This window comes from Candidatus Paceibacterota bacterium (assembly GCA_035530615.1).
Lineage (GTDB): Bacteria > Actinomycetota > Actinomycetes > Nanopelagicales > Nanopelagicaceae > QYPT01.
Map to the genome: position 1 here is coordinate 241,760 of DATKUL010000001.1, position 22,729 is coordinate 264,488.

The 22,729-nt window shown below is 50.8% G+C and carries 26 protein-coding genes and 3 tRNA genes; 10 read left to right on the top strand and 19 right to left on the bottom strand.

Translation table 11 applies throughout. The features are described from left to right. Nucleotide 1 precedes the first annotated feature (1 nt). The 9 genes from rplJ to VMW30_01305 form a co-directional block, all read right to left on the bottom strand. Nucleotides 2–640 (bottom strand): 50S ribosomal protein L10, encoded by a 639-nt coding sequence (rplJ, locus tag VMW30_01265; GenBank protein ID HUW87000.1) that lies wholly within the window; start codon nucleotides 638–640, stop codon nucleotides 2–4. A gap of 238 nt (nucleotides 641–878) precedes the next feature. Continuing rightward, nucleotides 879–1,265: a DUF302 domain-containing protein gene (locus tag VMW30_01270; GenBank protein ID HUW87001.1), complete on the bottom strand. Its 387-nt coding sequence runs from the start codon at nucleotides 1,263–1,265 to the stop codon at nucleotides 879–881. Between the two features lie 33 nt (nucleotides 1,266–1,298). Continuing rightward, a complete protein-coding gene (locus tag VMW30_01275) occupies nucleotides 1,299–1,649 on the bottom strand; it encodes a DsrE family protein (GenBank protein HUW87002.1) in 351 nt (116 codons plus the stop codon). Between the two features lie 33 nt (nucleotides 1,650–1,682). Next, nucleotides 1,683–2,357 carry a metalloregulator ArsR/SmtB family transcription factor gene (locus VMW30_01280; protein ID HUW87003.1) on the bottom strand — a complete coding sequence of 225 codons (675 nt, stop codon included), beginning with the start codon at nucleotides 2,355–2,357 and terminating at the stop codon, nucleotides 1,683–1,685. Nucleotides 2,358–2,520: 163 nt separating this feature from the next. After that, nucleotides 2,521–3,231 carry a 50S ribosomal protein L1 gene (gene rplA / locus VMW30_01285; GenBank protein ID HUW87004.1) on the bottom strand — a complete coding sequence of 237 codons (711 nt, stop codon included), beginning with the start codon at nucleotides 3,229–3,231 and terminating at the stop codon, nucleotides 2,521–2,523. Between the two features lie 103 nt (nucleotides 3,232–3,334). After that, nucleotides 3,335–3,766, bottom strand: a complete 432-nt coding sequence (gene rplK, locus VMW30_01290; GenBank protein HUW87005.1) for a 50S ribosomal protein L11 — start codon at nucleotides 3,764–3,766, stop codon at nucleotides 3,335–3,337. Nucleotides 3,767–3,833: 67 nt separating this feature from the next. Beyond that, nucleotides 3,834–4,649 carry a transcription termination/antitermination protein NusG gene (nusG, locus tag VMW30_01295; GenBank protein ID HUW87006.1) on the bottom strand — a complete coding sequence of 272 codons (816 nt, stop codon included), beginning with the start codon at nucleotides 4,647–4,649 and terminating at the stop codon, nucleotides 3,834–3,836. A gap of 9 nt (nucleotides 4,650–4,658) precedes the next feature. After that, entirely contained in the window at nucleotides 4,659–4,886 is a 228-nt protein-coding gene (secE, locus tag VMW30_01300) for a preprotein translocase subunit SecE (protein ID HUW87007.1), read from the bottom strand. A 49-nt stretch (nucleotides 4,887–4,935) separates the two neighbouring features. Next, a tRNA-Trp gene (locus tag VMW30_01305) sits at nucleotides 4,936–5,012 on the bottom strand. Between the two features lie 156 nt (nucleotides 5,013–5,168). On the opposite strand from VMW30_01305, the gene VMW30_01310 reads away from it, so the two are divergent. Continuing rightward, nucleotides 5,169–6,374, top strand: coding sequence for a pyridoxal phosphate-dependent aminotransferase (locus VMW30_01310; protein HUW87008.1), 1,206 nt, complete (start codon nucleotides 5,169–5,171; stop codon nucleotides 6,372–6,374). A 20-nt stretch (nucleotides 6,375–6,394) separates the two neighbouring features. Here the strand turns inward: VMW30_01310 and VMW30_01315 are convergent, their stop codons facing one another. The 6 genes from VMW30_01315 to VMW30_01340 all read right to left on the bottom strand — a co-directional run bounded on the left by VMW30_01315 (nucleotide 6,395) and on the right by VMW30_01340 (nucleotide 10,003). Then, nucleotides 6,395–7,420 (bottom strand): UDP-N-acetylmuramate dehydrogenase, encoded by a 1,026-nt coding sequence (locus VMW30_01315; protein HUW87009.1) that lies wholly within the window; start codon nucleotides 7,418–7,420, stop codon nucleotides 6,395–6,397. Between the two features lie 10 nt (nucleotides 7,421–7,430). Further along, nucleotides 7,431–8,318: a hypothetical protein gene (locus VMW30_01320; protein HUW87010.1), complete on the bottom strand. Its 888-nt coding sequence runs from the start codon at nucleotides 8,316–8,318 to the stop codon at nucleotides 7,431–7,433. Further along, nucleotides 8,315–8,713 carry a MaoC/PaaZ C-terminal domain-containing protein gene (locus tag VMW30_01325; GenBank protein ID HUW87011.1) on the bottom strand — a complete coding sequence of 133 codons (399 nt, stop codon included), beginning with the start codon at nucleotides 8,711–8,713 and terminating at the stop codon, nucleotides 8,315–8,317. Before VMW30_01325 ends, VMW30_01320 begins: the two co-directional genes overlap by 4 nt. Then, entirely contained in the window at nucleotides 8,710–9,099 is a 390-nt protein-coding gene (locus VMW30_01330; protein HUW87012.1) for a MaoC family dehydratase N-terminal domain-containing protein, read from the bottom strand. Before VMW30_01330 ends, VMW30_01325 begins: the two co-directional genes overlap by 4 nt. After that, nucleotides 9,099–9,269: a 50S ribosomal protein L33 gene (gene rpmG / locus VMW30_01335; GenBank protein ID HUW87013.1), complete on the bottom strand. Its 171-nt coding sequence runs from the start codon at nucleotides 9,267–9,269 to the stop codon at nucleotides 9,099–9,101. The genes VMW30_01330 and rpmG overlap by 1 nt, the downstream gene beginning before the upstream one ends. A 137-nt stretch (nucleotides 9,270–9,406) precedes the next feature. Continuing rightward, on the bottom strand, nucleotides 9,407–10,003 hold the full coding sequence (locus VMW30_01340) for a nucleotidyltransferase domain-containing protein (GenBank protein ID HUW87014.1): 597 nt from the start codon (nucleotides 10,001–10,003) through the stop codon (nucleotides 9,407–9,409). Between the two features lie 441 nt (nucleotides 10,004–10,444). On the opposite strand from VMW30_01340, the gene VMW30_01345 reads away from it, so the two are divergent. Then, a complete protein-coding gene (locus VMW30_01345; protein HUW87015.1) occupies nucleotides 10,445–10,732 on the top strand; it encodes a transposase in 288 nt (95 codons plus the stop codon). After that, nucleotides 10,732–11,043 (top strand): hypothetical protein, encoded by a 312-nt coding sequence (locus VMW30_01350; GenBank protein ID HUW87016.1) that lies wholly within the window; start codon nucleotides 10,732–10,734, stop codon nucleotides 11,041–11,043. Before VMW30_01345 ends, VMW30_01350 begins: the two co-directional genes overlap by 1 nt. A 307-nt stretch (nucleotides 11,044–11,350) precedes the next feature. Here the strand turns inward: VMW30_01350 and VMW30_01355 are convergent. The 3 genes from VMW30_01355 to VMW30_01365 all read right to left on the bottom strand — a co-directional run bounded on the left by VMW30_01355 (nucleotide 11,351) and on the right by VMW30_01365 (nucleotide 12,499). After that, nucleotides 11,351–11,424: transfer RNA gene (locus tag VMW30_01355), tRNA-Met, on the bottom strand. Between the two features lies 1 nt (nucleotide 11,425). Then, nucleotides 11,426–11,498 (bottom strand) — tRNA-Thr (locus VMW30_01360). Nucleotides 11,499–11,551: 53 nt separating this feature from the next. Beyond that, entirely contained in the window at nucleotides 11,552–12,499 is a 948-nt protein-coding gene (locus tag VMW30_01365) for an NADPH:quinone oxidoreductase family protein (protein ID HUW87017.1), read from the bottom strand. Nucleotides 12,500–12,581: 82 nt separating this feature from the next. On the opposite strand from VMW30_01365, the gene VMW30_01370 reads away from it, so the two are divergent. The 4 genes from VMW30_01370 (at nucleotide 12,582) to menC (ending at nucleotide 16,932) form a co-directional block, all read left to right on the top strand. Then, nucleotides 12,582–12,803: a FeoA family protein gene (locus VMW30_01370; GenBank protein ID HUW87018.1), complete on the top strand. Its 222-nt coding sequence runs from the start codon at nucleotides 12,582–12,584 to the stop codon at nucleotides 12,801–12,803. Nucleotides 12,804–12,824: 21 nt separating this feature from the next. After that, nucleotides 12,825–14,717, top strand: a complete 1,893-nt coding sequence (gene feoB, locus VMW30_01375) for a ferrous iron transport protein B (protein ID HUW87019.1) — start codon at nucleotides 12,825–12,827, stop codon at nucleotides 14,715–14,717. Nucleotides 14,718–14,946: 229 nt separating this feature from the next. Continuing rightward, entirely contained in the window at nucleotides 14,947–15,822 is an 876-nt protein-coding gene (locus VMW30_01380; protein ID HUW87020.1) for a GNAT family N-acetyltransferase, read from the top strand. Next, complete coding sequence (gene menC, locus VMW30_01385) at nucleotides 15,823–16,932, top strand: o-succinylbenzoate synthase (GenBank protein HUW87021.1); 1,110 nt, start codon at nucleotides 15,823–15,825, stop codon at nucleotides 16,930–16,932. It abuts the gene before it with no gap. Nucleotides 16,933–16,957: 25 nt separating this feature from the next. Here menC and VMW30_01390 read toward each other — a convergent pair whose 3' ends face one another. Continuing rightward, complete coding sequence (locus VMW30_01390; protein ID HUW87022.1) at nucleotides 16,958–17,428, bottom strand: PTS sugar transporter subunit IIA; 471 nt, start codon at nucleotides 17,426–17,428, stop codon at nucleotides 16,958–16,960. A gap of 90 nt (nucleotides 17,429–17,518) precedes the next feature. Here VMW30_01390 and VMW30_01395 point away from each other — a divergent pair, with 90 nt between their 5' ends. The 3 genes from VMW30_01395 (at nucleotide 17,519) to VMW30_01405 (ending at nucleotide 22,720) form a co-directional block, all read left to right on the top strand. After that, on the top strand, nucleotides 17,519–17,797 hold the full coding sequence (locus tag VMW30_01395) for a PTS sugar transporter subunit IIB (protein ID HUW87023.1): 279 nt from the start codon (nucleotides 17,519–17,521) through the stop codon (nucleotides 17,795–17,797). Between the two features lie 40 nt (nucleotides 17,798–17,837). After that, nucleotides 17,838–19,208: a PTS transporter subunit IIC gene (locus tag VMW30_01400; GenBank protein HUW87024.1), complete on the top strand. Its 1,371-nt coding sequence runs from the start codon at nucleotides 17,838–17,840 to the stop codon at nucleotides 19,206–19,208. A 107-nt stretch (nucleotides 19,209–19,315) separates the two neighbouring features. Further along, the gene (locus VMW30_01405; GenBank protein ID HUW87025.1) at nucleotides 19,316–22,720 is read left to right on the top strand and encodes a bifunctional proline dehydrogenase/L-glutamate gamma-semialdehyde dehydrogenase; all 3,405 of its coding nucleotides are present in this window, start codon (nucleotides 19,316–19,318) and stop codon (nucleotides 22,718–22,720) included. Nucleotides 22,721–22,729: the final 9 nt, after the last annotated feature.

Consider the following 22,729-nt stretch of genomic DNA (forward strand, 5'->3'; position numbering starts at 1 on the left):
TTTATTCCTTCTCTTCTTCAGCTGCCTCAACGGCTGCGTCTACTGGGGTTTGAACTTCTTCGGTTACTACTGGTGCCTCTTCGGCGACTGCTTCAGCGACTGGCGCTTCTACAACTGCTTCAGCGACTGGCGCTTCTACAACTGCGACAGGACCTTCTGCTTCTTCCTTCTTAATGCGAAGAGCATCGATGGTGCGAATTGCATTTGCCATAGTTGCCTTCATGGCGCCAGCGAGCTTGGCCAAGAGGACTTCGCGTGATTCCAAATCGGCTAACTTGTAAATCTCTGCTGCGGTGACGTTCTTGCCTTCGTAAATTCCACCCTTGATGATCAGGAATGGATTCTCCTTAGCAAAGTCGCGCAGGCTTTTGGCTGCAACGATTGCGTCGCCCTTGATGAATGCCAGCGCAGATGGACCGGTGAGAAGTTCGGCAGGAACATCAAATCCGGCTTCCTTTGCTGCAATCTTGGTGAGGGTGTTCTTTACAACCGCGTATTTGGTTTCAGAACCAAGGTTGCGGCGAAGCTGCTTCATTGAGGTCACGGAAAGTCCGCGATACTCGGTGAGGACAGTCGCTGTTGCTGAACGGAAATCTTCCGCCAACTCTGCAACTGCCGCTGCTTTATCTGGGCGAGCCATTCGGTTCACCTTTCTGTCATAGATCAGATCACGCCACTCATGTAACGTAAATTTCAAACAAAATCCGCTTAGAAATGCAATAAACCCGTTACGCGTAAGAGCGCACGGGTTTAGCGTGAGAACCTACGCGGGCTGTCTATTGACACTTAAGCAATTGCCAATTTCTCGGTAACTGCACCAGCGGTCTTTGGTGAGAACGTAAGGGTAGGCCGTGAGGCCTACCCTCGTCAAAACAGGCTTACTTCAGGCTGGCTAAAGCGGCAGAAAGCAGCTCGGTTACCTCATCGGCGATCTGCTTCATCTCGGGGCCTTCCGTGATTTCGGCCATCATCTGTGGGTTGATCATTTCCACCACTGTGCCGGCATCAGTCCTGCGGATGACGACGTTACATGGCAGGAGCAGACCGATTGAAGGCTCGGCTTGAAGGGCACGGTGGGCAAACTTCGGATTGCATGCGCCGAGAATGAGTTGCGGCTCAATCTCTACGCCAATCTTATTGTGAAGCGTTGCCTGCATGTCGATCTCGCTGACGATGCCGAAACCATGCGCAGCGAGAGCAGCGCGAACATCAGCATTTACCTCTTCGAATGGACGATCAATAGTCCGACTCATTCCATAGTTCATTTTCTCTCCTTATTGGTTGATCGGTAGATGTGATTAGAAAACTAGGACCTTGTCAGAGGCAAGTGTGGCATCGGTGAGAGCATCCATTGTTGAACGCTTGGCACCTTCGATGAGCATCTCCTCGCTAATTCCGCGGGCATCCATACACGTTCCGCAGCATTCAATCTTCCCACCTTGTCGGGTCACGATGGAAAGCATTCGGTCGAGCTTGTAATAGCCATCCGGGGTCTTCTGGTTGGCCATTGCAGCAGTGACGCCGTCACCCATGAGAAAGACGGTGACTTCAACATCTTCGCGTTTTGCAAGGGATGCCGACAAACGGATTGCGTTATATGTTGAATCCAGCCCATAGGCAGATCCATTGATAATCATAAGTACTTTCATGTTGAACTCCTTGTATGTATTGGGGGATATTACCTATGCAACACTTTTTTCAACCGGCAGGCCAGCCAGGTGCCACTCAAGCATTCCTTCTTGCAATCTACGCGCCCGAATGCCTCTTTTATTGAGTGCATTCACTGCCTCGTAGGCCAGCACGCAATAAGCGCCGCGGCAGTAGACCACAACGTTGAGATCCTTCTTGAGGTTGGAAATGAATTTATCTAATTCTGAAAGCGGAACTGAGCGCGCGCCCGGGACGTGACCTGCTTCGAATTCAAGTGCCGGTCTGACGTCCAAAACAACAACTTCGCCAGTGCTCAAACTTTCGAGTAATTCGCTCCGCTCAACGGCATCTGAAAAATCGTGAGGGTCACCGCCTAGATATTTCGTTGCCGCGCGTTCTGCATCGGCAAGGTGCGTCGTAGCGACATTGCGAAGCATCGCGAAAAGAGTTCGAACATCGTCTCCATTAAGTCGATATCGGATTGTTGTCCCTTCTCTGCGAGTGGTCACTAAGCCAGCATCTTTGAGAGCCTGCAAATGCATCGACGCTGTAGAAAGACCAAGACCCGCCTCAGTCGCTAGCGAATCAACAGAACGCTCGCCCTGGGCCAGTAGGTCTAACAATTCCAGACGCTTGGGGCTGGAAAAGCCCTTGCCCATCCGGGCGAACTGCTCGTAGAGAGCCGTCTTTGCCTCGCGTTTGCTCATTTGCTCCCCCTTATTCCAGTAAAATCGAGAATACTAGAAAAGGTTATCAGCGGCAAATTTTTCAATTCTCCAAAATGAAATAACCCCCGTAAGTAGGGGGAGCGCAGAGACGTAAAGCGAAGCAGTCTCAAGCCCACCTACGAAGGGGGTTATTGCACCGAAATTATTCGGCTGAACCAGCAGACTCGCGAACGATATTTGGATCTACCTGGATGCCAGGTCCCATTGTTGTAGAGATCGTGGCCTTCTTGATGAAACGGCCTTTCGATGAAGATGGTTTTGCGCGCTGTACTTCATCAAGTGCTGCTGCATAGTTCTCAGCAAGCTGTGCGGCAGTGAAGGAAACCTTGCCAATGATGAAGTGAAGGTTTGCATTCTTATCGACGCGGAATTCAATCTTTCCGCCCTTGATATCTGTGACAGCCTTTGCAACATCGGTTGTAACGGTTCCGGTCTTTGGGTTTGGCATAAGACCGCGTGGTCCAAGAACCTTTCCCAGACGACCAACCTTGCCCATGAGATCTGGAGTAGCAACAACCGCATCGTAATCAAGACGACCCTTTGCAACTTCTTCGATCAATTCATCGGCGCCAACAATGTCTGCACCAGCTGCACGCGCTTCATCCGCACGAGCTCCACCTGCGAATACAAGAACGCGAACAGTCTTACCTGTTCCGTGTGGCAAGTTAACGGTGCTGCGGATTGCCTGATCAGCTTTCTTAGGATCAACTCCGAGACAGAGAGCAACTTCAACAGTTGCGTCGTAACTTGTTGTTGAGGTTTCGCGAGCTAATGTCACTGCCTCAAGCGGGGTGTATAGGTAATCCTGCTTAACCTTCTCAGCCGCCGCGTTATATTTCTTACTGCGCTTCATTTCACTCCTCTTTGAAGAACTGAAGATCAGTTCTCATTCGGTTGTGGTTGACGAACCAGCGAGGTTCTCCCACTTCTTCGTTCCGATCTGGAACGAAGAAACTTTAATCGACGACGGTGATACCCATCGAACGTGCTGTACCAGCTATGATCAAAGACGCTGCATCGATGTCATTGGCATTGAGGTCTTCCATCTTCGTCTTTGCAATCTCTTGAACCTGTGACTTCGTGATGGAAGCAACTTTGGTCTTGTGAGGCACTGCAGAGCCCTTTTCGACTCCGGCAGCCTTCAAGATGAGGCGTGATGCAGGTGGGGTCTTTGTGACAAAGGTAAATGTGCGGTCTTCATACACGGAGATCTCAACTGGGATGATCTGTCCCTTTTGTGATTCGGTAGCAGCGTTGTACTGCTTAACGAAGTCCATAATGTTGACGCCGTGCTGACCGAGGGCAGGACCAACTGGTGGCGCAGGTGTTGCAGCGCCAGCCTGGATCTGCAACTTGATCATTGCCGTGATCTTCTTCTTCGGAGCCATATTCGTTTCCTTTTTCTTTATCTCTACCTAGTTGGTTGAACTATTAGGTCGATCGTGTGGTCGGGGATTAAATCTTCTGCACTTGAGCAAACGAGAGTTCAACTGGGGTTTCGCGTCCGAAGATCGAAACCAAAACTTTGAGTTTCGCTTGCTCTGGCATGATCTCGCTGATCGATGCAGGAAGAGTTGCGAATGGGCCATCCATAACGGTGACTGATTCCCCAACTTGGAAATCAACCACGCGAATCTCAGGCTTGTCAGACTTCTTCACTGGACGTGGAGCAAGAATCTTCTCTACTTCATCGAAAGTCAGCGGACTTGGGTGGTGCGCGTTTCCAACAAACCCGGTCACGCCAGGAGTGTTACGAACTGCAGACCAAGACTCATCAGTGAGGTCCAGACGGACAAGAACATAACCTGGGTAGATGTTGCGCTTAACCTGCTTGCGCACTCCGTTCTTGATCTCAGTCACTTCTTCTTCAGGAACTTCAATCTGGAAAATGAAATCTTCCATATTGAGTGACTGAATACGGTTCTGAAGATTTGCCTTGACCTTCTTCTCATAGCCTGCGTAAGAGTGGACTACATACCAATCTCCTGCAGCAGTGCGAAGTGCACGCCGGAATTCCGCGTTGGGGTCGTTCTCATCGTCTTCATCAGTGGCCTCTTCAGTGCCTTCTTCAGTAGCCGCAATCTCTGCGGCTTCGACCGCATCAGCCTCTTCCGTTTGAAGTTCGGTTACGAGGCCACCCTCCGAAACTTCAGCGTTAATTGCCTCTTTTTCTTCAGCAACCTCAGCGGCAACAACTACCGGCGCGACAACTGGTTCAACCGTGGCCGCTGCGAGCGCAGCCGCGAAGGCGTCAGTCTTTTCCTCAGACATAATGCTTCCTTATCCAAATACCAAGAAGACGATCTTGGTTAAAACCAGATCGAGAAGCGAAACAACGGCGATGATGAAGGACACGAACACGAGAACAACGGCGGTGTAAGTGGTCAACATTTTGCGTGTTGGCCAGACTACTTTGCGAAGCTCTGCAATTACTTGGCGGTAGAAAAGGCCAATGCGCGCGAAGAGACCAGCTTTCTTCTCCTCGTGGGACGCAACCACATCAGTCATCGTGGGCCTTTCCTTTCACTAGTTCGATCTCGTTACACTCTTTCGAGTTTGGCAGGGCAGGAGGGACTTGAACCCCCAACCGCCGGTTTTGGAGACCGGAACTCTGGCCAGTTGAGCTACTGCCCTTCAGACGGCATGGCAAAAGACCATAAACGTCAGGAGGCAGAGTGTAGAGCGTGAAGCGCGCTTGGGTCTAACTCGCGCCTGGATCAAGGCAGATCCGACCAGACCCGACCAAAACCAGGGATCGGGAGCGGGCCAGAGTACGGCAGACTTACCACTATGAGCGCCCAACGAATCTCCTCCCGAATCGCAGCCATTGCAGAATCAGCGACCCTGGCGGTGGACGCAAAGGCGAAGGCTCTCAAGGCCGCCGGGCGTCCCGTCATTGGATTTGGCGCTGGAGAGCCAGACTTTCCTACCCCCGATTACATCGTGAGCGCAGCAATTGCCTCAGCCAGCGTTGCCGCAAACCATCGCTACACACCAACAGCAGGATTACCAGAACTTCGCAATGCAATTGTCGCAAAAACCAAGCGTGATTCGAATTATGAAATTACTGCCGACCAAGTACTTGTAACCAACGGCGGAAAGCAAGCCGTCTATCAAGCCTTCGCAACAATTGTCGATGATGGCGATGAAGTTCTATTGCCCGCCCCTTACTGGACCACATACCCAGAGGCAATCAAGTTAGCCGGCGGAATTCCTGTCGAAGTTTTTGCAGATGAATCACAGAACTACTTGGTCACCGTCGAACAACTTGAAGCAGCCCGAACTCCAAAGACAAAGGTCTTGCTCTTCTGCTCACCAAGCAACCCAACCGGATCGGTCTATCCGCCAGATCATGTGAAAGCAATCGGCGAGTGGGCAGTTAAACACGGCATCTGGATTATTTCGGATGAGATTTACGAGCACCTTCTCTATGACGGCGCGATTGCACCAAGCTTGCCGGTTGTGGTTCCTACACTTGCAAACCACATCATCATTCTCAACGGAGTTGCAAAGACTTATGCAATGACCGGTTGGCGCGTGGGTTGGATGATCGGACCTAAGGATGTCATCAAGGCTGCAACCAACTTGCAGTCACATCTTTCAAGTAACGTCTCAAACATTTCCCAACGAGCTGCGATCGCCGCGCTCACCGGTGATCTCTCGGCCGTTCACAGGATGGGCGAGGCATTTGACCGTCGACGAAAATTGATTGTTGGCCTTCTCAATGAGATTCCAGGATTTGAATGCCCGACTCCCCAAGGCGCTTTTTATGCCTATCCCTCCATAAGAGGAGTACTGGGCAAGACAATTCGCGGCAAAACTCCACAGACTTCGGCCGAACTTGCAACGCTTATTCTTGAAGAAGTGGAAGTTGCTGTGGTACCTGGAGAAGCTTTTGGACCTTCCGGATATCTTCGCTTCTCCTACGCGTTAAGCGATGAAGATATTGTGGAAGGAATCGGGCGAATTAAGAAGCTGATCGCTGAAATCCAGTGACTTCAGTTTAAATTGAGGTTTTAGTTAAGGGTCAAGCCCACCAGGTTTACTTCTGGCACCAAATCAATCCCAAAAACTGCACGGACTTTCTCTTGTGCCTCTTTAGCCAGGGCCGCAATATCTGCAGCGGTTGCATTGCCCGAATTTGTTAATGCCAGTACATGCTTGCTTGAAATTCGTGCACCCGAGTGCGCATCTCCTTTATGTACCCCTGCGTGTTCCATCAACCAAGCCGCTGAGGTCTTTACCTGCCCGTCTTCTTGCACCCAACGAGGTGCTTCTGAGGGGAGTTTCTCTGAAGCCTCTGCCGAAATAATTGGATTGGTAAAGAAAGAACCCGCTGACCACGAATCGTGATCTGAGGGATTAAGAAGCATTCCCTTACTCGCGCGCAGCCTAAGAGTGGCTTCACGAGTCGCAATGACATTCGCTTTTTCGCCAACAGAAATACCGAGTGCAGTCGCGAGTTCGGCATAGAGAATAGGCGAGGACATCTCCCCGATGCGCAATTGGAATCCGACATCAAGAATGACATAGCGATCACGCTCTGCTTTGAACCTCGAATTCCGATAAGAAAATTCACACTCCCCATTTGTAAATGTTCGAATTTGCTTCTCTTTCCGATCATAAGTTCTCACACGAGTGATGAATTCAGAGGCTTCGTGCCCATACGCGCCAATGTTCTGAATGGGAGCGGCCCCAACTGTGCCTGGAATTCCACTTAATGTTTCTAGCCCGGCGTATCCACGAGCAATAGTGGTTTCAACAAAGCTATCCCAGACTTCCCCAGCACCAATAGTCAGAGTCGCACCACTACACGCATCTACTTCGCTTTCGACTTTGGCACTTGAAACATGAATAACGACACCATCAAATCCGGCATCGCTTACCAGAACATTCGTTCCACTTCCCAAGATAAGGACGCGCTTGCCGGCAGCATCAGCAGCTTGAACCGCAGAAATAATTTCTGCCTCATTTGATGCATTGACGATTTCTTGTGCGGGGCCACCCACGCGAAGACTGGTGTAGTCGGAAAGTTGGTCCATGTATGAAAGGCTACCTACGTAGACTCAAGATTGCATTCTTTCCGCGGAATCGCTCAAGGATACGATCGTAATTCTTCTTCGATTGAACTTCGCGAAAGTCTGGATCCACATCGTGGTATCCATGGTGACGATCTTGCATCAGCGGCAAATCCATTTGGAGCAGGTGTCCCCCTGCGTGCCGCATCCTCAGCGAGAATTCGATATCTGCATTTCGATAGTAGAGAGCTCGTGCGTTAAATCCACCGACGTCAATGGCCGCCTGTCGATCCAGAGCAAGGAAATAACTAAAGAGAACGTCAACCTCGCCTGGTCCCTTGTCGTCGACGGAGCGCCACTCGTCATTCACATTGATGAGCCCGCCCTTCCAGCCCACACCAGAGAAGGTGCCTTCCTTCAACTGAGCAAGGACGGGGGTAATCGCATCTCCTAAAAACCGCGTGGAAGGATCCATAATGATGAGGAATTGGGAGGGAATATTTTGAAGGAGCGAATTAGCGGCAGGACCCCAGCCACACTCTTCAATGACCTTAAGAACCAGAGTTTTCGCATCAATAACATCGACAAGTGGGCCGACCTCGTCCAGCGAGAGCAGAACAATAGGCACATCGGTGAATTGGCGGATCGATTGAACGGTTGTAACCGCGTCTTCTTCAAAGCCTTGAATAATCATTGCGATTGCAATCTCGCCGGGCTCAATAATTGAAGTCATCGCACGCAGGTTTTCAATAACTGTGTATTTGAGTTTCTCGCGCAGTTCAAAAGATCCTGCTTGGTCAAAGATTTCCCAACCCAATTCGGCAAGCTGATCTCTTAAACGATCCGCGAGCACAAAATCTCTCGCTTCCCTTGCCGCCAGTCTTTCTTCGCCGAGTTTCCAGATCTCCTCTGGAATGTTCATGACCTTGCTACCAACGCCTTTGTCATGCCTAAAACTTTTACACCACCTGATGTCGCGAGAATATTGAGTTGGATTCCATTTTCCGAAATCTCTGCCACGGTTGCCGAGACGGTGAGATCAACTTTCTCGCCGGCAGGCACGACGACAGGTTTGGTAAATCGCGCAGAAAATTCTTTTACCTTCGCCGGATCGCCGGCCCAATCCGAGACAAACTTGCCGACCAGTGCCATCGTCAACATTCCGTGGGCGATTACATCTGGAAGCCCGACTGATTTGGCAAAAACTTCATCCTGATGAATCGGGTTCTGATCTCCGCTGGCATCGGCGTACTTCTTTAGTAATTCGCGATCAATCCAGAAGACACGCTCGTCTATTCGGTCACCAACATTTATCATGCGCGCACCACCAAGGTTGACCAGGAAGAAACAACCAACTCTTTGCCAGAGTGGAGATCCGATCGAACGGTCACAATCTCATTGCCCGCCACCGACTTGGAGTTTTCGATCGTCGACGAACAACGGAAAACATCGCCAGCAATTATCGGCCGATAGATTTCAAATCTCTGATCCCCATGGACAACGCGGGACCAGTCCAGGCCGACACTAGGGTCAGAGAGAATGGATTGGGATTGCGCAAGGGTGATGCGGATCGAGAATGTGGGAGGGGCAACGCTGGTATCGCTCTCGCCAATGACCGCGGCAAAATCTGCGATTTCAGAAGCTGTGACAGAAACTGACTCCGCACCGTGAAATGTGCGCCCGACGGAATCGGGATTGAGCATTAGCGAGTTTCGCGGTGGACTGTTGCTGCCTTACAGCGTGGGCAGAACTTCTTCAGTTCTAGACGGTCAGGATCGTTGCGGCGGTTCTTCTTGGTGATGTAGTTCCGCTCTTTGCACTCGATGCAGGCCATGGTGATCTTTGGACGGACGTCCGCACTCTTGCTTGCCATGACTTGCTCCTAGTTCTGGTTCGTTTACTTGAGAGGGTCAGGGTAGCCGACAGCACCGTAGGACGCGAAATCCGCCCTTAACCTGACATAAGAATGAGTTATTTGGGGCTAAAACACCGCTTGACTGCGCTACCAGCTCACAGGGCGAGTTCCGTCAATTTCTTTCCACGCAGAGTTCGCCCATCCCTGGCCACCTGCCCGATGAAATCCCCGATTTCGCTCTTTGTAATTGAGTCACGCTCAACCACGGTGATTTCCACTGGTCGGCCAACCTTTTGTCGAAGTGCCGTACTCGCCTTATAGGCACGACGTCGAAAGTCCTGCCCTTGCTTATGGTCCTTTGCAATTACAAGGAGATCCACGTCGCTTTTAGGCCCCGATTCACCTCTAGCGGCAGAGCCGAAGAGCATCACAGATACTGGTTCTGAACCCAACGCATCCACTACAAGTTGGCCCGCCAGCTTGTCTTGAATTCTGGCAAAACCTTGCATTTGCACCACAAGGGCGTTGTCCTCTTGGAGAGTCCAAAGATGAGCCCTGCCCTTGGTTTTCGATTTGACGATGCCATGAGTGGCTAGATCGCCAAGTGCGCCGTTGGTTGTTGTTGGTGACAAGTCAGCCTGACGGGCGATGGCTCTTCCGCTCAGGGCGCTGCGATTAGAGAGCAGCACATCCAGCACGCGCGCACGCGTAGCGTCATAAAAAAGAGCTAGTGGTCTATCCAATAGGTTCATAGAAACTACCGCCCTTGCTCAAGCATTATGTCCAGTTGGTTGGACATAGGAATAGTAGCATCCGTTTGCCAGTTGCGTTTAGTCCCGCGTGAAATAGCTGTTTCTGGCTATTCTATGTCCAATCTGCTGGACTTAGAATAGCCAGAACCTCTGGAACTAGTCCTGGCTATGCCTCTGCAAATTGAAGATAGGAAGTTTGAAGTGCCGCTTCCTGCAGGTTGAATATGAAAGGATGCACCTTGAAAGCAAACAAACCGCCTAAAGTTCAGTAAACCGAATTCGGAAAACGTAGGGCACGCCAGTCTCGAAGAGTCGGGTCGTGCGCCTGGGGAAAACAAAATCCTGAAGTACGCCATTTCCCTAGCCTCAGGTCATGCGAAAACGAAACACTGAATGGCAAATTAGATTTGACATAATTGTTTACAATTGTAAACTAGAAACATGATTCGGGAGATTTCCTGGATCTACGGGGAATGGCACATGTGGGTCAACCACGGAGTTGACCTCCAAGCAGCGGGAGAAGTAGTTGAGGATCCGAATGCACTTCTTTTCTACCCTGATCCGAAAAGTCAGAGCGGACGAAGTGCACGATTGATTGGCTATTCACCTTCGCTCTATGCGGTTATCGTCCTCATCTTGGTTCCCAAGATCAACGGCGGCTGGTGGGGGGTAAACGGATGGAGAGCAAACAGCACCGACCGAAGAATCTATCGAGAAGGGGCATCGTGATGACGCGCAATCAGAAGGTACCCCGCGAATTAAAGGCAATCGCGGAAGAAGCCGAACGGACTCGGGATCTACCGATACCCAAAAGCGCCAAATTCACTAAACCAAACCAATCGATCCCGGTTGCCGTCAGGCTCACCCCCACGGATGTGGCTGCGATCGAAGAGTTGGCGCGAAAACTTGATCTGCCTTCATCCGCACTACTACGAGGATGGATCGTTGACGGGCTCAATGCGACGCGTGAAGACTCCGTTGCAACTGCGCTTGATCGAATTGAATCTGATGTTCAACGGCTCCGCCAACTCGTCGTGTAAAATTAGGCAAGTGGATGATCCACTGCCACAAGGAGTAGAGCGCACTGCTCAGAGACGTCGCCCGAGTACGTACCGCTGAATGGCAATGACTGCGGTTGATCTATCTCGTATATTCATACCGCGCGAAATAAATCGCTGAATCATTTCAGCAGTGTTTAGAGGCTTTTTGTTAAACCATGATCCTAAGAAATAGAAACCCGCCTGGTGCGCATCGTAGAGAGGCGTGGCGGGTGTTATTAAGACAAAGGTAACATTCGGTGGAGACAGCCCACAAACACCTTTTAGGGTATCTGTGAACATTTACTCGTAGCGGAGGCCGGATTTGAACCGGCGACACAGCGATTATGAGCCGCTTGCTCTACCAAGCTGAGCTACCCCGCCGAGCCCCCCAACGGAATCGAACCGTTGACCTTTTCCTTACCATGGAAACGCTCTACCAACTGAGCTAGGGGGGCACTGAATGTGGGTCAGCGTACAGGCTGTACTCACCAATCAGAAAATTGCAGGCTTAAAGAGCGGGATTGAGAGTCACCTTTCCTGTCGTCTTTCGGGCAAGAACTTGGCGAAGCGCCTCAGTTGCTTGGCTCAACGGGAAGATCGGCCCGACGACCGGGCGGAGTTTGCCTGCCTCAATAAGTTTGAAAAGTTCGATGATCACGTCGTTGACTAGCGCTGGATTTCCAAAGCAGTTGCCGAGCCAGAAACCTGCCACGGTTTTTGTTCCGGCGAGAAGAGCAGTGGGAGCAATAGGAGTTGCCGGAACTCGCGAGGCAGATCCAAATGTGACGAGTCGGCCAAAGGGAGCAAGCACGGCGAGGCTGGCATCAAATGTCTTCCCGCCCACCATTTCCAAAACCATGTCCACTCTCTTGCCATCATTGGCCGCCAAGATCGCAGCGCCAAGATCTTCAGAATTGGCATCGACGGTTGCGTCGGCTCCCAAAGACTTCGCCAACTCTCGCTTATCGATTGAAGATGCAACTGCTATCACCCGTGTCCCCCACATCTTCGCAAGTTGTACTGAGACCGTGCCGACACCTCCAGCCGCAGCATGGACCACCACTGACTCACCGGGTTTGATGTGTCCTACCGTTTTCAAAATGTGCCAAGCAGTGGTTCCCTGAACCAACATCGCGAGCGCCTGCTCGTCACTCACACCGTCAGGAATGTCAACGCATTGATCGCGATTCGCAACAGCCTTCTGCGCATATCCGCCAGATACTGAAGCCAAAACCCTCTTTCCAGATGGTGTCGTTCCAACAACCTCAAGCCCCGGGAATAATGGGAGGGTCTGCGGAACGCGATAACTATTTTCGATCTGGTGAGTATCCGCGTAATTCACTCCAATGGATGTGACCGTAATCAACTCTTCGTTTGCAGATGGAACTGGATCTGCACAATCGACGTACTCCATGACTTCAGGACCACCGAAATGCTCAACTCTGATTGCCTTCATGCTGGGTAGCCTAAACCCGGAGGAAGTGTTATTTACGCAACACTTTCATCACTTAAATCAATTTCTCCATTACCGTTTGGCTATGAACATGACGGCTATGGAGCAGAACAGGCGAGCGGTTGTCGTTACCATCGGTGATGACAGGCACCTAAACCGACTTCGATCCAGCGGAATCCGAGCTGGGGCGAACATCGAACTGGTCGGTCGAACTTCATCTCGCGGCTTCCTAGTCAAAGTAGATGACACTCGCCTCGTTCTGGGTTACGACTTAGCAGAAAAAATTACCTGTGATTACATCTCTTGAGCGAGATCGGTAGCCCGAGATATGTGCTCATCGTGTGATCAGAATAAGCATCCTGCGACCGCCCTCAAAACACCGTTGGTCGCTCTCGTAGGTCGGCCAAATGTCGGAAAGTCCACCCTCTTCTCTCGCATTTCGGGAATTCATCGCAAGATGGGTAACTGGCCAGCCACGACGGTGGAGGTTGGCTCGGCCGATATTGTCATCAACGGAGAAGAGTTTCGTATTCTTGATCTTCCCGGGATTTCTAGCCTTTCTCCCACATCCCCCGATGAAGAACTTACCCACGACATTCTCATGGAGGATGACCTAGATCTCATTGTTGCCATCGTCGATGCATCCAACATCGCACGATGTCTCTTCTTGGTCTCCCAACTCAAGGAACTCAATAAACCAATGGTCGTAGCACTAACCATGACCGACATTGCACGCAGGCGCGGAATTCACGTCGACATCGAGGCCCTTTCTCGTGGCTTAGATACCAAAGTGGTCGCGGTACTGCCGCGTTCAAAGAATGGAACCGCGGGGCTCGAAGAACTCCTGACTCAAACTCTTGCACAATTAAAATCACATGAGATCGACACGACTACGCCATCTCTACCCCTCGATGACGATCAACGAATTAACTTTGTGAGCGATCTCATCACTTCAGCAGTAACACGAACCAGCACGCGCCCTACGCTTTCAGACCGAGTCGACCGTTTTCTCACGGCACCATTCTCGGGAGCACTCACTCTTCTAGGTGTGCTTTGGATTGTCTTCCAATCAACAACCACTCTCGCTTCGCCATTTCAAAATTGGATATCCTCATTTATTTCAGGAGTGGTCGTGCCTCCGATAGAGAGCGCTCTCACTCCCATTCCTTGGCTCAGAGGATTGATCGTCGATGGGGTAATCAGCGGAGTCGGCACTTTGCTTACTTTCTTACCCGTAATGAGCACTATGTTCCTACTCCTTAGCTTGCTGGAAGACTCTGGGTATATGGCTCGCGCGGCTGTTGTATCCGATCGGGTGATGCGCTTTGCAGGCTTGCCCGGAAAAGCATTACTGCCACTCATAGTCGGATTTGGCTGCAATGTTCCAGCGGTGAGTGCAACTCGAGCACTCTCAGATGCTCGACATCGACTCATCGTAGGCTTATCAGTTCCGTTCACCGCGTGCTCCGCCCGCCTGGCCGTCTACATATTTGTGGCAGGCATTTTCTTTGGGAAAAACGCCGGGACCGTGGTTTTTGGTATGTATATCGTCTCAATCACTTTGGTGATTCTCTTTGCGCTCTTCTTAAAACTCACTTTCATCAGGGGTGCTACGCGTGAGCCGCTATTAATTGAACTACCTCCCTACCGACTTCCCACAACTACTTTCGTTTTTGCCGATGCCTGGCTGCGGGTCAGAGGTTTTCTCAAAGAGGTCGGTGGGATTGTTGTAATCACGGTTGTGGCAATTTGGATTTTGATGGCCATTCCAATCGGCGGCGACCATCAATTTGGCAATACACCAGTAAACGAAAGTGCCTACGGCGCAATCGCAAAGGGCATAACCCCACTCTTCGCTCCGGCAGGATTCGCTGATTGGCATACCGCCGGCGCCCTCGTCACAGGCTTCGTCGCAAAAGAAGTTGTAATTTCTTCCTGGGCCCAAAATTATTCGGTGGATTCACCCAATCGCCAACTCATAATTTCGGATCTTGGAAAAGAACTTCAACGCGACTTTGAACGATCGAGTTCTGGACATTCCAGCGCCGCAGTTCTCGCATTCCTAATTTTCTTAACGAGTTACACACCGTGCGTTGCAACGGTGGCGGCTCAACGTCGAGAGTTTGGCATGAAATGGGCTCTCACGGGAGTTGTATCTCAACTTGCCATTGCGTGGCTCTTGGCAGTTGCTGTCTTTCAAACCGGCAGGTTGCTGTTCTGATGTCCACCCCTCAAAAACTCGTACTCGCCGCTTACAGGTCGGGAGCTTCAACACGACGTGAAATTGCTGTGATCACACTTTTAGACCCTGGCATAGTCGACTTGATCGTTGACACAATGATCCATTCTGGAGAATTGAATCGGTACGTTCCCCCAAAAGACTGCGGATTCGCAGGATGCCTTGGCTGTCCGCTATCAAAAGGATGTGCTCTGTGACCTACCATGGCGTCATGGACCAGAATGTGGTTGCTCGCGCTGCTGCTATAGCAACTGAAAAAAGCGCGGCCACCGGCGTATCAATCCGAGTTCTCAAGGGGGTCGACGAGCAGAACTTAGCCCGGCGAATCTTCGATGAAGTCTGGCCAACAGATGAAGGCATACAAATCACTGCGAATTTACTTCAGGCGATGGTACATAACGGAACGTACGTTTCCGGCGTTTTTGTCGAAGGTGAAATTGTTGGTGCAGTATTCGCGTTTCCCGGGGTCGATGAGCATCGCCACCTCCACCTCCACTCACATATGGCTGCAGTGAAAGAGAGGTTTCGTGATCGAAGTATTGGGAGCACACTGAAATGGCACCAACGTGCCTGGGCGTTGGAACACGGATACGAAGTGATTACATGGACTTTTGATCCACTTGTAAGACGGAATGCACGCCTCAACCTCGTAAAACTAGGCGTTCAGGCCTTTGAATACTTTCCTAATTTTTACGGCGAACTTCCCGACGCGCTGAATGCTGGCGATCCAACAGACCGCATCATTGCCAGATGGGATCTTCTCTCTGAATCAACACTTGCGGCGGCGAGTTCCCGAAATCTTGAGAAACGTGCAGATGGGATCCCAGTCGCACTTTCCAACATTGATGGAAGACCAATCCGCCATGAGATAGATCCATCTCAACCGCAAGTTCTGTGCTACCTACCCAACGACATTATTGAAATCCGATCGCAAGACAATGCTCTCGCTCTTGAGTGGCGCTTGGCACTTCGCGCCGAACTTCATCCACGACTCGAATCCGATTGGCACATTTCTGGCTTTACTCAAGATGGTGCCTACTTGGTTACAAACCAGGCAAATAGTCAAACAGAAGAAAGGGCGAAGTAAATGCGGATCAAAGATGTCGAATTGCGCATTATTAAATTGCCACTAGTGAGACCTTTCCGCACTTCTTTCGGCACACAGTACGAACGCGAACTGCTCTTAATGAAAATAACCACACATGAAGGCGCGGAAGGATGGTCGGAGTGCGTCGCCATGTCCGAACCCCTCTACTCGCCCGAATACACGCACGCAAGCCAAGATGTCATGGAGCGTTTTCTCTTGCCCAAGATTTTCGAGTACGGAGATATCCGGGCCGAAGAAGTCGCTGATGTACTCAGGCCGTTCCTTGGTCACCAGATGTCCAAAGCCAGCGTTGAAAGTGCGATCTTGGATGCACAGTTGAAATTGGAAGGCATCTCTTTCGGTTCCTACTTAGGTTCGTCCCGCGACGAGGTGGATTGCGGAGTCTCAGTTGGAATCACACCGACGATCGACAAATTGGTGGAAGAAGTCTCCCTCTACATCTCTGAGGGCTACCGTCGAATCAAGCTAAAAATAGAGCCGGGCTGGGATATTGAGCCTGTCCGAGTGATCCGAGAGATGTGGCCAGATATTCCATTACAGGTGGATGCAAATCAGGCTTACACACGTGCCGACAGCGCACACCTCAAAGAACTTGATCCATTTAGTCTCTTGTTAATTGAGCAACCGCTGGATGAACATGACATCCTCGGGCATGCAATGTTGGCTAAGGAAGTTGCCACACCAATCTGCTTGGATGAATCAATTACTTCGCTCGAATCAGCAAGAGATGCGCTCGCCTTAAAGGCCACGACAATTATCAATGTTAAGCCAGGCCGAGTCGGAGGTTATCTCGAATCGATAAAGATTCATGACCTCTGCGTAGAAAACAATATTGCGGTCTGGTGTGGTGGAATGTTGGAAACAGGAATAGGTCGTGCGGCCAATGTTGCCCTCGCATCACTTCCTGGGTTCACACTTCCCGGAGATACAAGTGCATCATCACGTTATTACCACCGGGATATCACCACACCATTTGTAATGGAACACGGTCGCTTGCGAGTTCCTACCGAACCTGGCATCGGTGTTGCCATCGACTTGGATTTCATCGAAGAACTGACGACGTCTAGAAAAGTGGTAGTAGCCCCGTAGGCTCTCAACCAAGAGAGTTCGAACGCTAATTCCCGGATTGCAGCCTGGAGTTAAAGAATGTTTCTATCTCTTGAGGGTCCTCAACTTCCATCAGTTTCTTCATAAAATCAAGATCTTGCACCGCCGTAACTACCTTCATCAGTAGATCAACTTGCTCCTTCGGATCAGTGATGAGAAGCGGGATGATGATTGAAACTTCTACTGTGCCATCAGTTGATCCCATTTCGCCAAAAGTAACCGGTTGGGCTAACCGAAAGAATCCGATCCCACTGGCTTTCACGTGAATTGAATCTGTATGAGGAATTGCAACAGGAATGGGCGTTGGCAGGCCAGTCGGAAACTCTTTCTCCCTATCCACCACTGCGGCGAGCCAAGATTGCTCCACCAAATCCAACTTGTACCCGCTAGTAGCAATCTTTCCTAGGGCATCGGCCGCTGAAATCACATCTAGCGAGGTAGCGCAGAATCCGCTTAAGAATTTTGGGGTTGCCGACATGGGACTCAGGATAGCGCTCACGAGAACAGGGTTGTAATACACTAAAAAGCAGAATAACCCACGCCGATTGTTCGATGCATGGAGGTATCTATGACGAAAAAAATCTTGGTGATTTGTGGAACGGGAATTGCTACCTCAACAGTTGTTGCAATTAAGATTCGAGAATTTTGCGCAACAAGAAAAATTCCTGTCGAAGTGTCCCAAGGCAAAGTCATGGATATTGTGCGAGGAATCGAAGGTTACGACCTGATCGTTGCCACAACTCCAATTCCATCGAAAGTAAACATTCCCGTTATCCAAGGCTTGCCTTTCTTAACTGGAGTTGGTGTTGAAGCAACCTTGGAGAAGATTGCGCAAGCATTGAGCTAACTCGAATTTCCCGTTAGCAGACAACTCAACGAGGAGAAAAATGAACGGAACTCTTGAAGCAATAAGTAAACTCTTTCTAGATCTAGGCGCATCAATCGCACTTCCGATTCTGATTACGATATTTGGCGTCGCACTCGGCGAAAAATTACCTCGTGCTTTCCGAGCAGGTATCCTGATCGGAATCGGCTTTATCGGCATTAATCTCATTATCGGCCTGCTCTTTGGCCAAGTGGGTCCAGCCGCAGAGGGCCTTGCCCATCGATTTAATGTGGACCTCAGTATCGTCGATGTCGGCTGGCCGGCAAGTGCCGCCATTGCCTTTGGTTCTAAAGTGGGTGCAATTATCATCCCAGTCTGCCTGCTACTCAATGTAGTTCTACTCTTTTTAGGACTAACAAAGACATTTGATATTGACCTTTGGAACTATTGGCACTTCGCATTCATCGGTGGCCTGGTCGGAAGCATCACCCATAGTTATGCCAAGGGAATTGCAACTGCGTGCATCGCGATGGTTCTTACCCTGGCTTTGGCCGACTGGGCCGCGCCACGGATTCAGGCGCACTACGACTATCCGGATATATCTTTTCCACACGGAACTTCCGCCCCATATGCGCTTCTGGCATTCCCGCTGAACTGGGTTTTCGACCGCATCCCCGGATTTAGGGATCTCAAAGCAGATCCGGATTCAATTCAAAAACGCTTCGGAATTTTTGGTGAATCCATGATGCTGGGTCTTGGTATTGGATTGCTTCTCGGAATCGCTGGCTTTGGCTTAAGCGACCCACGCACTGACATCATCAAGATTCTTGGCCTTGGTATCAACTTGGCCGCAGTCATGTTGCTACTTCCGCGAATGGTCGCAATCTTGATGGAAGGTCTAATGCCTATCTCCGAGGCTGCCCGCAATTTCGTGCAGAAGCGCTTCCCTGGTCGTAAGTTCTACATCGGCTTGGATTCTGCAGTAGTGATTGGACAACCCGCCGTTATTGCAACCTCACTTATTCTCGTTCCAGTAAGTCTATTGACTGCGATCGCCTTAGCTCCTCTTGGAAACAAGGTGCTACCGCTGGTTGACTTAGCGACCATTCCGTTCATTGTCGCACTGATGGTTCCGATTTTCCGTGGAAACATCATTCGCGCTGTAGTCGGCGGAGCAATTGCAATCGGTGCTGGCTTATTCATCGCCACTGCAATTGGGCCAACTCTCACCTCAGTGGCTGTTGAATCTGGATTCGAGAATACAACTGGCGGAACCATTTCCTCTCTCGTCGACGGCGCCAACCCAATGACGGGATTGTTCTATTGGCTCGGCAATGTAGGCGGCTGGTTTGGCATTGGCGCACTTGGCGTAGCCAGCCTGGCTTTTGCTTTCTGGGTAAAAATGAAAGTCAAGAGCACAGTCTCCGCATAAGTAATTAGAAAAGACCAGAGGACCTCGAATGTGAGGACCTCTGGTCTTTTTCTATGGACCCGAGATAGGCCACTGAAATAAGACCTAGTATTGCCATGTAAGAAGGGATGACAGCGTTGTCAAAGCCGTTTGAAACACGTGGTGATATCGACCACCTCGCACAGAGCACTACTTCATTAGTTGCCGAACTCCTCACCAAATCTAATCAGAGAAGAAATCGACGAGACCAAACAAACCGAAAGCGATTTGCTCGCCTCCTGGAGGATCCTGCAGCAGTCGCACTCACAATGTCGCTGACTGACGAAGTAATGCGGATGAGTTCGATGAAACACGCAGCGCGCACTCTGCGCAGGAGTGCCAAGACTGCGAGCCGCTCCGGCCTTGGAACATTCGACTACATTGGCATCAAAGCGGCAAGTCTCATGTCCTATTTTTTCCCAACGCTCGTTATGAAGGTCGTGCATAAGCGGGTCCGCATGGCAGCAAACGGAATCATTCTCCCAGCTGAAAATTCACTTCTGAGTCGCCATATCAATAAGCGGAATAAGGAAGAGGCTCGACTCAACATAAATGTCTTAGGTGAAGCAGTTCTTGGTGAGCATGAGGCGAAGCAGCGTCTTGCATCGGTCATCGAAATGATCCAACGCCCTGAAGTCAATTACGCTTCCGTGAAAATCTCCTCGATTGCTAGCCAGTTGATTACCATTGATTACCTCGGCTCAATCGAGCGCGTCTCGGAGAGATTGAGAGATCTTTATCGCGCGGCATTGAGGACAGATACTTTTATCAATCTGGATATGGAAGAATTCCGAGACCTTGAAATCACGGTTGCAGTTTTCAAAAAATTGCTCAGCGAGCCTGAATTCGCGCAAATCAACGCAGGCATCGTGCTGCAGGCCTATCTTCCTGAGTCGCACAGCGTTTTCGCCGACCTCGTCACTTGGGCGCAAGCGCGATTCGCCAAAAGCGGTGGCACAATCAAGATTCGCCTGGTAAAAGGGGCAAATTTGGCCATGGAGAAGGCCGAAGCCGAACTCCATGGATGGGTGCCAGCTCCCTACCCGACCAAATCGGATGTGGATGCGAGTTACGCACGTCTTATCGACGTCGCACTCAGCTCGGACCATTCCAAAGCAGTACGGATCGGAATTGCCAGCCACAACCTCTTCCACCTGGCGTGGGCGATCGAAGTGGCAAAGGTCCGTGGAGTCCTCGATCAATTAGATATTGAAATGCTCGAGGGAATGGCAAATGCCGAAGCTCTCGCGGTTGCGGCCCAAACGGGTAGCGTCCTCCTCTACACGCCAGTCACTAAGCATGATGACTTTCCAGCAGCTGTCGCATACCTCGTCCGTCGTCTCGATGAGAACACCTCGAGCGAGAATTACCTGCGCGCTTCCTTTGATATGGAACTCAACAACGATCAGTACAAAGAGCAAGAAAAACGCTTCCTCGAATCGGTGGCCAAGCGCCACCCAGTCTCCACCAAGTCGCGTAGACATCTCTTGATCAGAGAGGATAGTTTGAAATCTTTCGATGAAGAACATTTCCGCAATCAGAGCGATGGAGATGCGACCAATCCAAAGTTTCGAGCCGACCTCGAATCGGCATACGTTCAAAAATACATGGACCTCGGTTTTCGCATTCCGCTTCAAATCAATGGAGAGGAGATTTTCCGAACTGAAAGAGAAGAGGGAACGGACCCAAGTGAGAACGGAAAGCCTTGGTACACATACTCCATCGCGAATAGAAGCGATATCAATCTAGCAGTTTCAACCGCTCACATAAGTATTGCTGCGTGGGAATCACTGGGTGCAAAGGGACGAGCCAAGATATTTGGCGAGGCCGCACAACTGATGGAACGCGAGCGGGCAGAGACCATTGCTCTCATGTCACGCGACTCGGGGAAAACGGTCTCTGAAGGGGATCCTGAGGTAAGTGAAGGTATTGATTTTGCCCGCTATTACGCCCTTTCTGCCCTCAACCGATTTGAAGGATCCACGCCCCTTGGAGTCGTACTTGTTGTGCCACCATGGAACTTCCCGTACGCGATTCCAATGGGTGGCGTCTGCGCCGCACTCGCGGCCGGAAATGCCGTGATCCTCAAGCCTGCTCCTGAGAGCGTCGCCACCGCGTGGCAGATCGTCAATCAACTCTGGCGAGCCGGAGTGCCGCGGCAAGTACTTCAGTTTGTGACGACCCGCGATGATGAAGATGGCAAACACCTTGTGGCACATAAGGGTGTCAATGGAGTCATCCTCACCGGTTCCTTTGATACTGCGGCAATGTTTACTTCATGGAAGCCAGAGATTCGCCTCATGGCTGAGACAAGTGGAAAGAATGCAATTCTCATATCGGCAAGTGCCGATATTGATAGCGCCGTGAAAGATCTCGTCCAATCTGCATTTGGTCACGCCGGACAGAAATGCAGCGCCGCTAGTTTGGCGATCGTCGAGAAGAGCATCTACGAAAATCCCGCCTTCTTCGCACAACTCAAAGATGCAGTGGAGAGTTTGAGTGTTGGTGCTGGAAGAAATTATTCAACGGCCGTAGGTCCCATCATCCATCCTCCAACAGGTTCGCTACTTCGTGCATTCACCACCCTTGATGATGGAGAAAGTTGGCTGGTTGCTCCAAAGCAGTTGGATGCAACTGGGCATCTCTGGAGCCCCGGCGTGAAGTTAGGGGTAACACCAGGATCGTGGAGTCATCAAAATGAATGGTTCGGCCCTGTTCTTGGAGTTATGGCTGCTCCCGACTTTGAGACTGCCCTTCACTGGCAGAACACAGTGCCTTACGGATTAACAGCGGGAGTGCACTCACTTGATGAGCGAGAGTGCGAAAAGTGGATTGCCGAAGTTGAGGCGGGAAATCTTTATGTTAACCGCGGCATCACTGGTGCCGTCGTCAATCGTCAACCATTTGGCGGTTGGAAGCGCAGTAGCGTGGGGCCAACCTCAAAAGCCGGCGGTCCTAACTACCTCAACAATCTCCGCAATTGGGATTCACTCTCCTCGTCCTTCGACACCATCTCGACATCAGAGAGATGGTGGAACTCCATCGGTGATAACGCAATTGATCGCGCTGGTCTCAATGTCGAGCGAAACTATCAACGCCATCTTCCATCTCGACGCGGTATCGTGGTACGGATCGATTCGGCGGTTTCAAAAGAGTGGATTACCTACATCAATTGGGTCATTAAAGAGAGTGCAACTTCGATCGAATTCAGTGCTTCAGAAAAGACCCCACTCTGTCCATCGGCACGGATTGAAACCGAGGACGAATTGATTTCCAGAATTGGTTCAAAGGAGAAAGTCCGTTGGCTCGCACATTCAAATCCTCCGACACTAAGATTCCTAGAAATGGGAGTCAGTGTTGATTCACGTCCGCTCGCGCAGAACGGTCTCGTCGAAATGCCGCGCTGGCTCCTGGAGCAGAGTGTCTCGATTACCAATCACCGATACGGAAATGTTGGAGCCGGTCCGCGCCCACATGTTCCACATGCCAGGTAGTTCTTCTCA

What these genes read in the sequence shown, in the direction of transcription:
- rplJ (HUW87000.1), bottom strand. Translation starts at nt 640, where the DNA reads ATGGCTCGCCCAGATAAAGCAGCGGCAGTTGCAGAGTTGGCGGAAGAT.
- VMW30_01270 (HUW87001.1), bottom strand. Translation starts at nt 1,265, where the DNA reads ATGAACTATGGAATGAGTCGGACTATTGATCGTCCATTCGAAGAGGTA.
- VMW30_01275 (HUW87002.1), bottom strand. Translation starts at nt 1,649, where the DNA reads ATGAAAGTACTTATGATTATCAATGGATCTGCCTATGGGCTGGATTCA.
- VMW30_01280 (HUW87003.1), bottom strand. Translation starts at nt 2,357, where the DNA reads ATGAGCAAACGCGAGGCAAAGACGGCTCTCTACGAGCAGTTCGCCCGG.
- rplA (HUW87004.1), bottom strand. Translation starts at nt 3,231, where the DNA reads ATGAAGCGCAGTAAGAAATATAACGCGGCGGCTGAGAAGGTTAAGCAG.
- rplK (HUW87005.1), bottom strand. Translation starts at nt 3,766, where the DNA reads ATGGCTCCGAAGAAGAAGATCACGGCAATGATCAAGTTGCAGATCCAG.
- nusG (HUW87006.1), bottom strand. Translation starts at nt 4,649, where the DNA reads ATGTCTGAGGAAAAGACTGACGCCTTCGCGGCTGCGCTCGCAGCGGCC.
- secE (HUW87007.1), bottom strand. Translation starts at nt 4,886, where the DNA reads ATGACTGATGTGGTTGCGTCCCACGAGGAGAAGAAAGCTGGTCTCTTC.
- VMW30_01310 (HUW87008.1), top strand. Translation starts at nt 5,169, where the DNA reads ATGAGCGCCCAACGAATCTCCTCCCGAATCGCAGCCATTGCAGAATCA.
- VMW30_01315 (HUW87009.1), bottom strand. Translation starts at nt 7,420, where the DNA reads ATGGACCAACTTTCCGACTACACCAGTCTTCGCGTGGGTGGCCCCGCA.
- VMW30_01320 (HUW87010.1), bottom strand. Translation starts at nt 8,318, where the DNA reads ATGAACATTCCAGAGGAGATCTGGAAACTCGGCGAAGAAAGACTGGCG.
- VMW30_01325 (HUW87011.1), bottom strand. Translation starts at nt 8,713, where the DNA reads ATGATAAATGTTGGTGACCGAATAGACGAGCGTGTCTTCTGGATTGAT.
- VMW30_01330 (HUW87012.1), bottom strand. Translation starts at nt 9,099, where the DNA reads ATGCTCAATCCCGATTCCGTCGGGCGCACATTTCACGGTGCGGAGTCA.
- rpmG (HUW87013.1), bottom strand. Translation starts at nt 9,269, where the DNA reads ATGGCAAGCAAGAGTGCGGACGTCCGTCCAAAGATCACCATGGCCTGC.
- VMW30_01340 (HUW87014.1), bottom strand. Translation starts at nt 10,003, where the DNA reads ATGAACCTATTGGATAGACCACTAGCTCTTTTTTATGACGCTACGCGT.
- VMW30_01345 (HUW87015.1), top strand. Translation starts at nt 10,445, where the DNA reads ATGATTCGGGAGATTTCCTGGATCTACGGGGAATGGCACATGTGGGTC.
- VMW30_01350 (HUW87016.1), top strand. Translation starts at nt 10,732, where the DNA reads ATGACGCGCAATCAGAAGGTACCCCGCGAATTAAAGGCAATCGCGGAA.
- VMW30_01365 (HUW87017.1), bottom strand. Translation starts at nt 12,499, where the DNA reads ATGAAGGCAATCAGAGTTGAGCATTTCGGTGGTCCTGAAGTCATGGAG.
- VMW30_01370 (HUW87018.1), top strand. Translation starts at nt 12,582, where the DNA reads ATGAACATGACGGCTATGGAGCAGAACAGGCGAGCGGTTGTCGTTACC.
- feoB (HUW87019.1), top strand. Translation starts at nt 12,825, where the DNA reads ATGTGCTCATCGTGTGATCAGAATAAGCATCCTGCGACCGCCCTCAAA.
- VMW30_01380 (HUW87020.1), top strand. Translation starts at nt 14,947, where the DNA reads ATGGACCAGAATGTGGTTGCTCGCGCTGCTGCTATAGCAACTGAAAAA.
- menC (HUW87021.1), top strand. Translation starts at nt 15,823, where the DNA reads ATGCGGATCAAAGATGTCGAATTGCGCATTATTAAATTGCCACTAGTG.
- VMW30_01390 (HUW87022.1), bottom strand. Translation starts at nt 17,428, where the DNA reads ATGTCGGCAACCCCAAAATTCTTAAGCGGATTCTGCGCTACCTCGCTA.
- VMW30_01395 (HUW87023.1), top strand. Translation starts at nt 17,519, where the DNA reads ATGACGAAAAAAATCTTGGTGATTTGTGGAACGGGAATTGCTACCTCA.
- VMW30_01400 (HUW87024.1), top strand. Translation starts at nt 17,838, where the DNA reads ATGAACGGAACTCTTGAAGCAATAAGTAAACTCTTTCTAGATCTAGGC.
- VMW30_01405 (HUW87025.1), top strand. Translation starts at nt 19,316, where the DNA reads ATGACAGCGTTGTCAAAGCCGTTTGAAACACGTGGTGATATCGACCAC.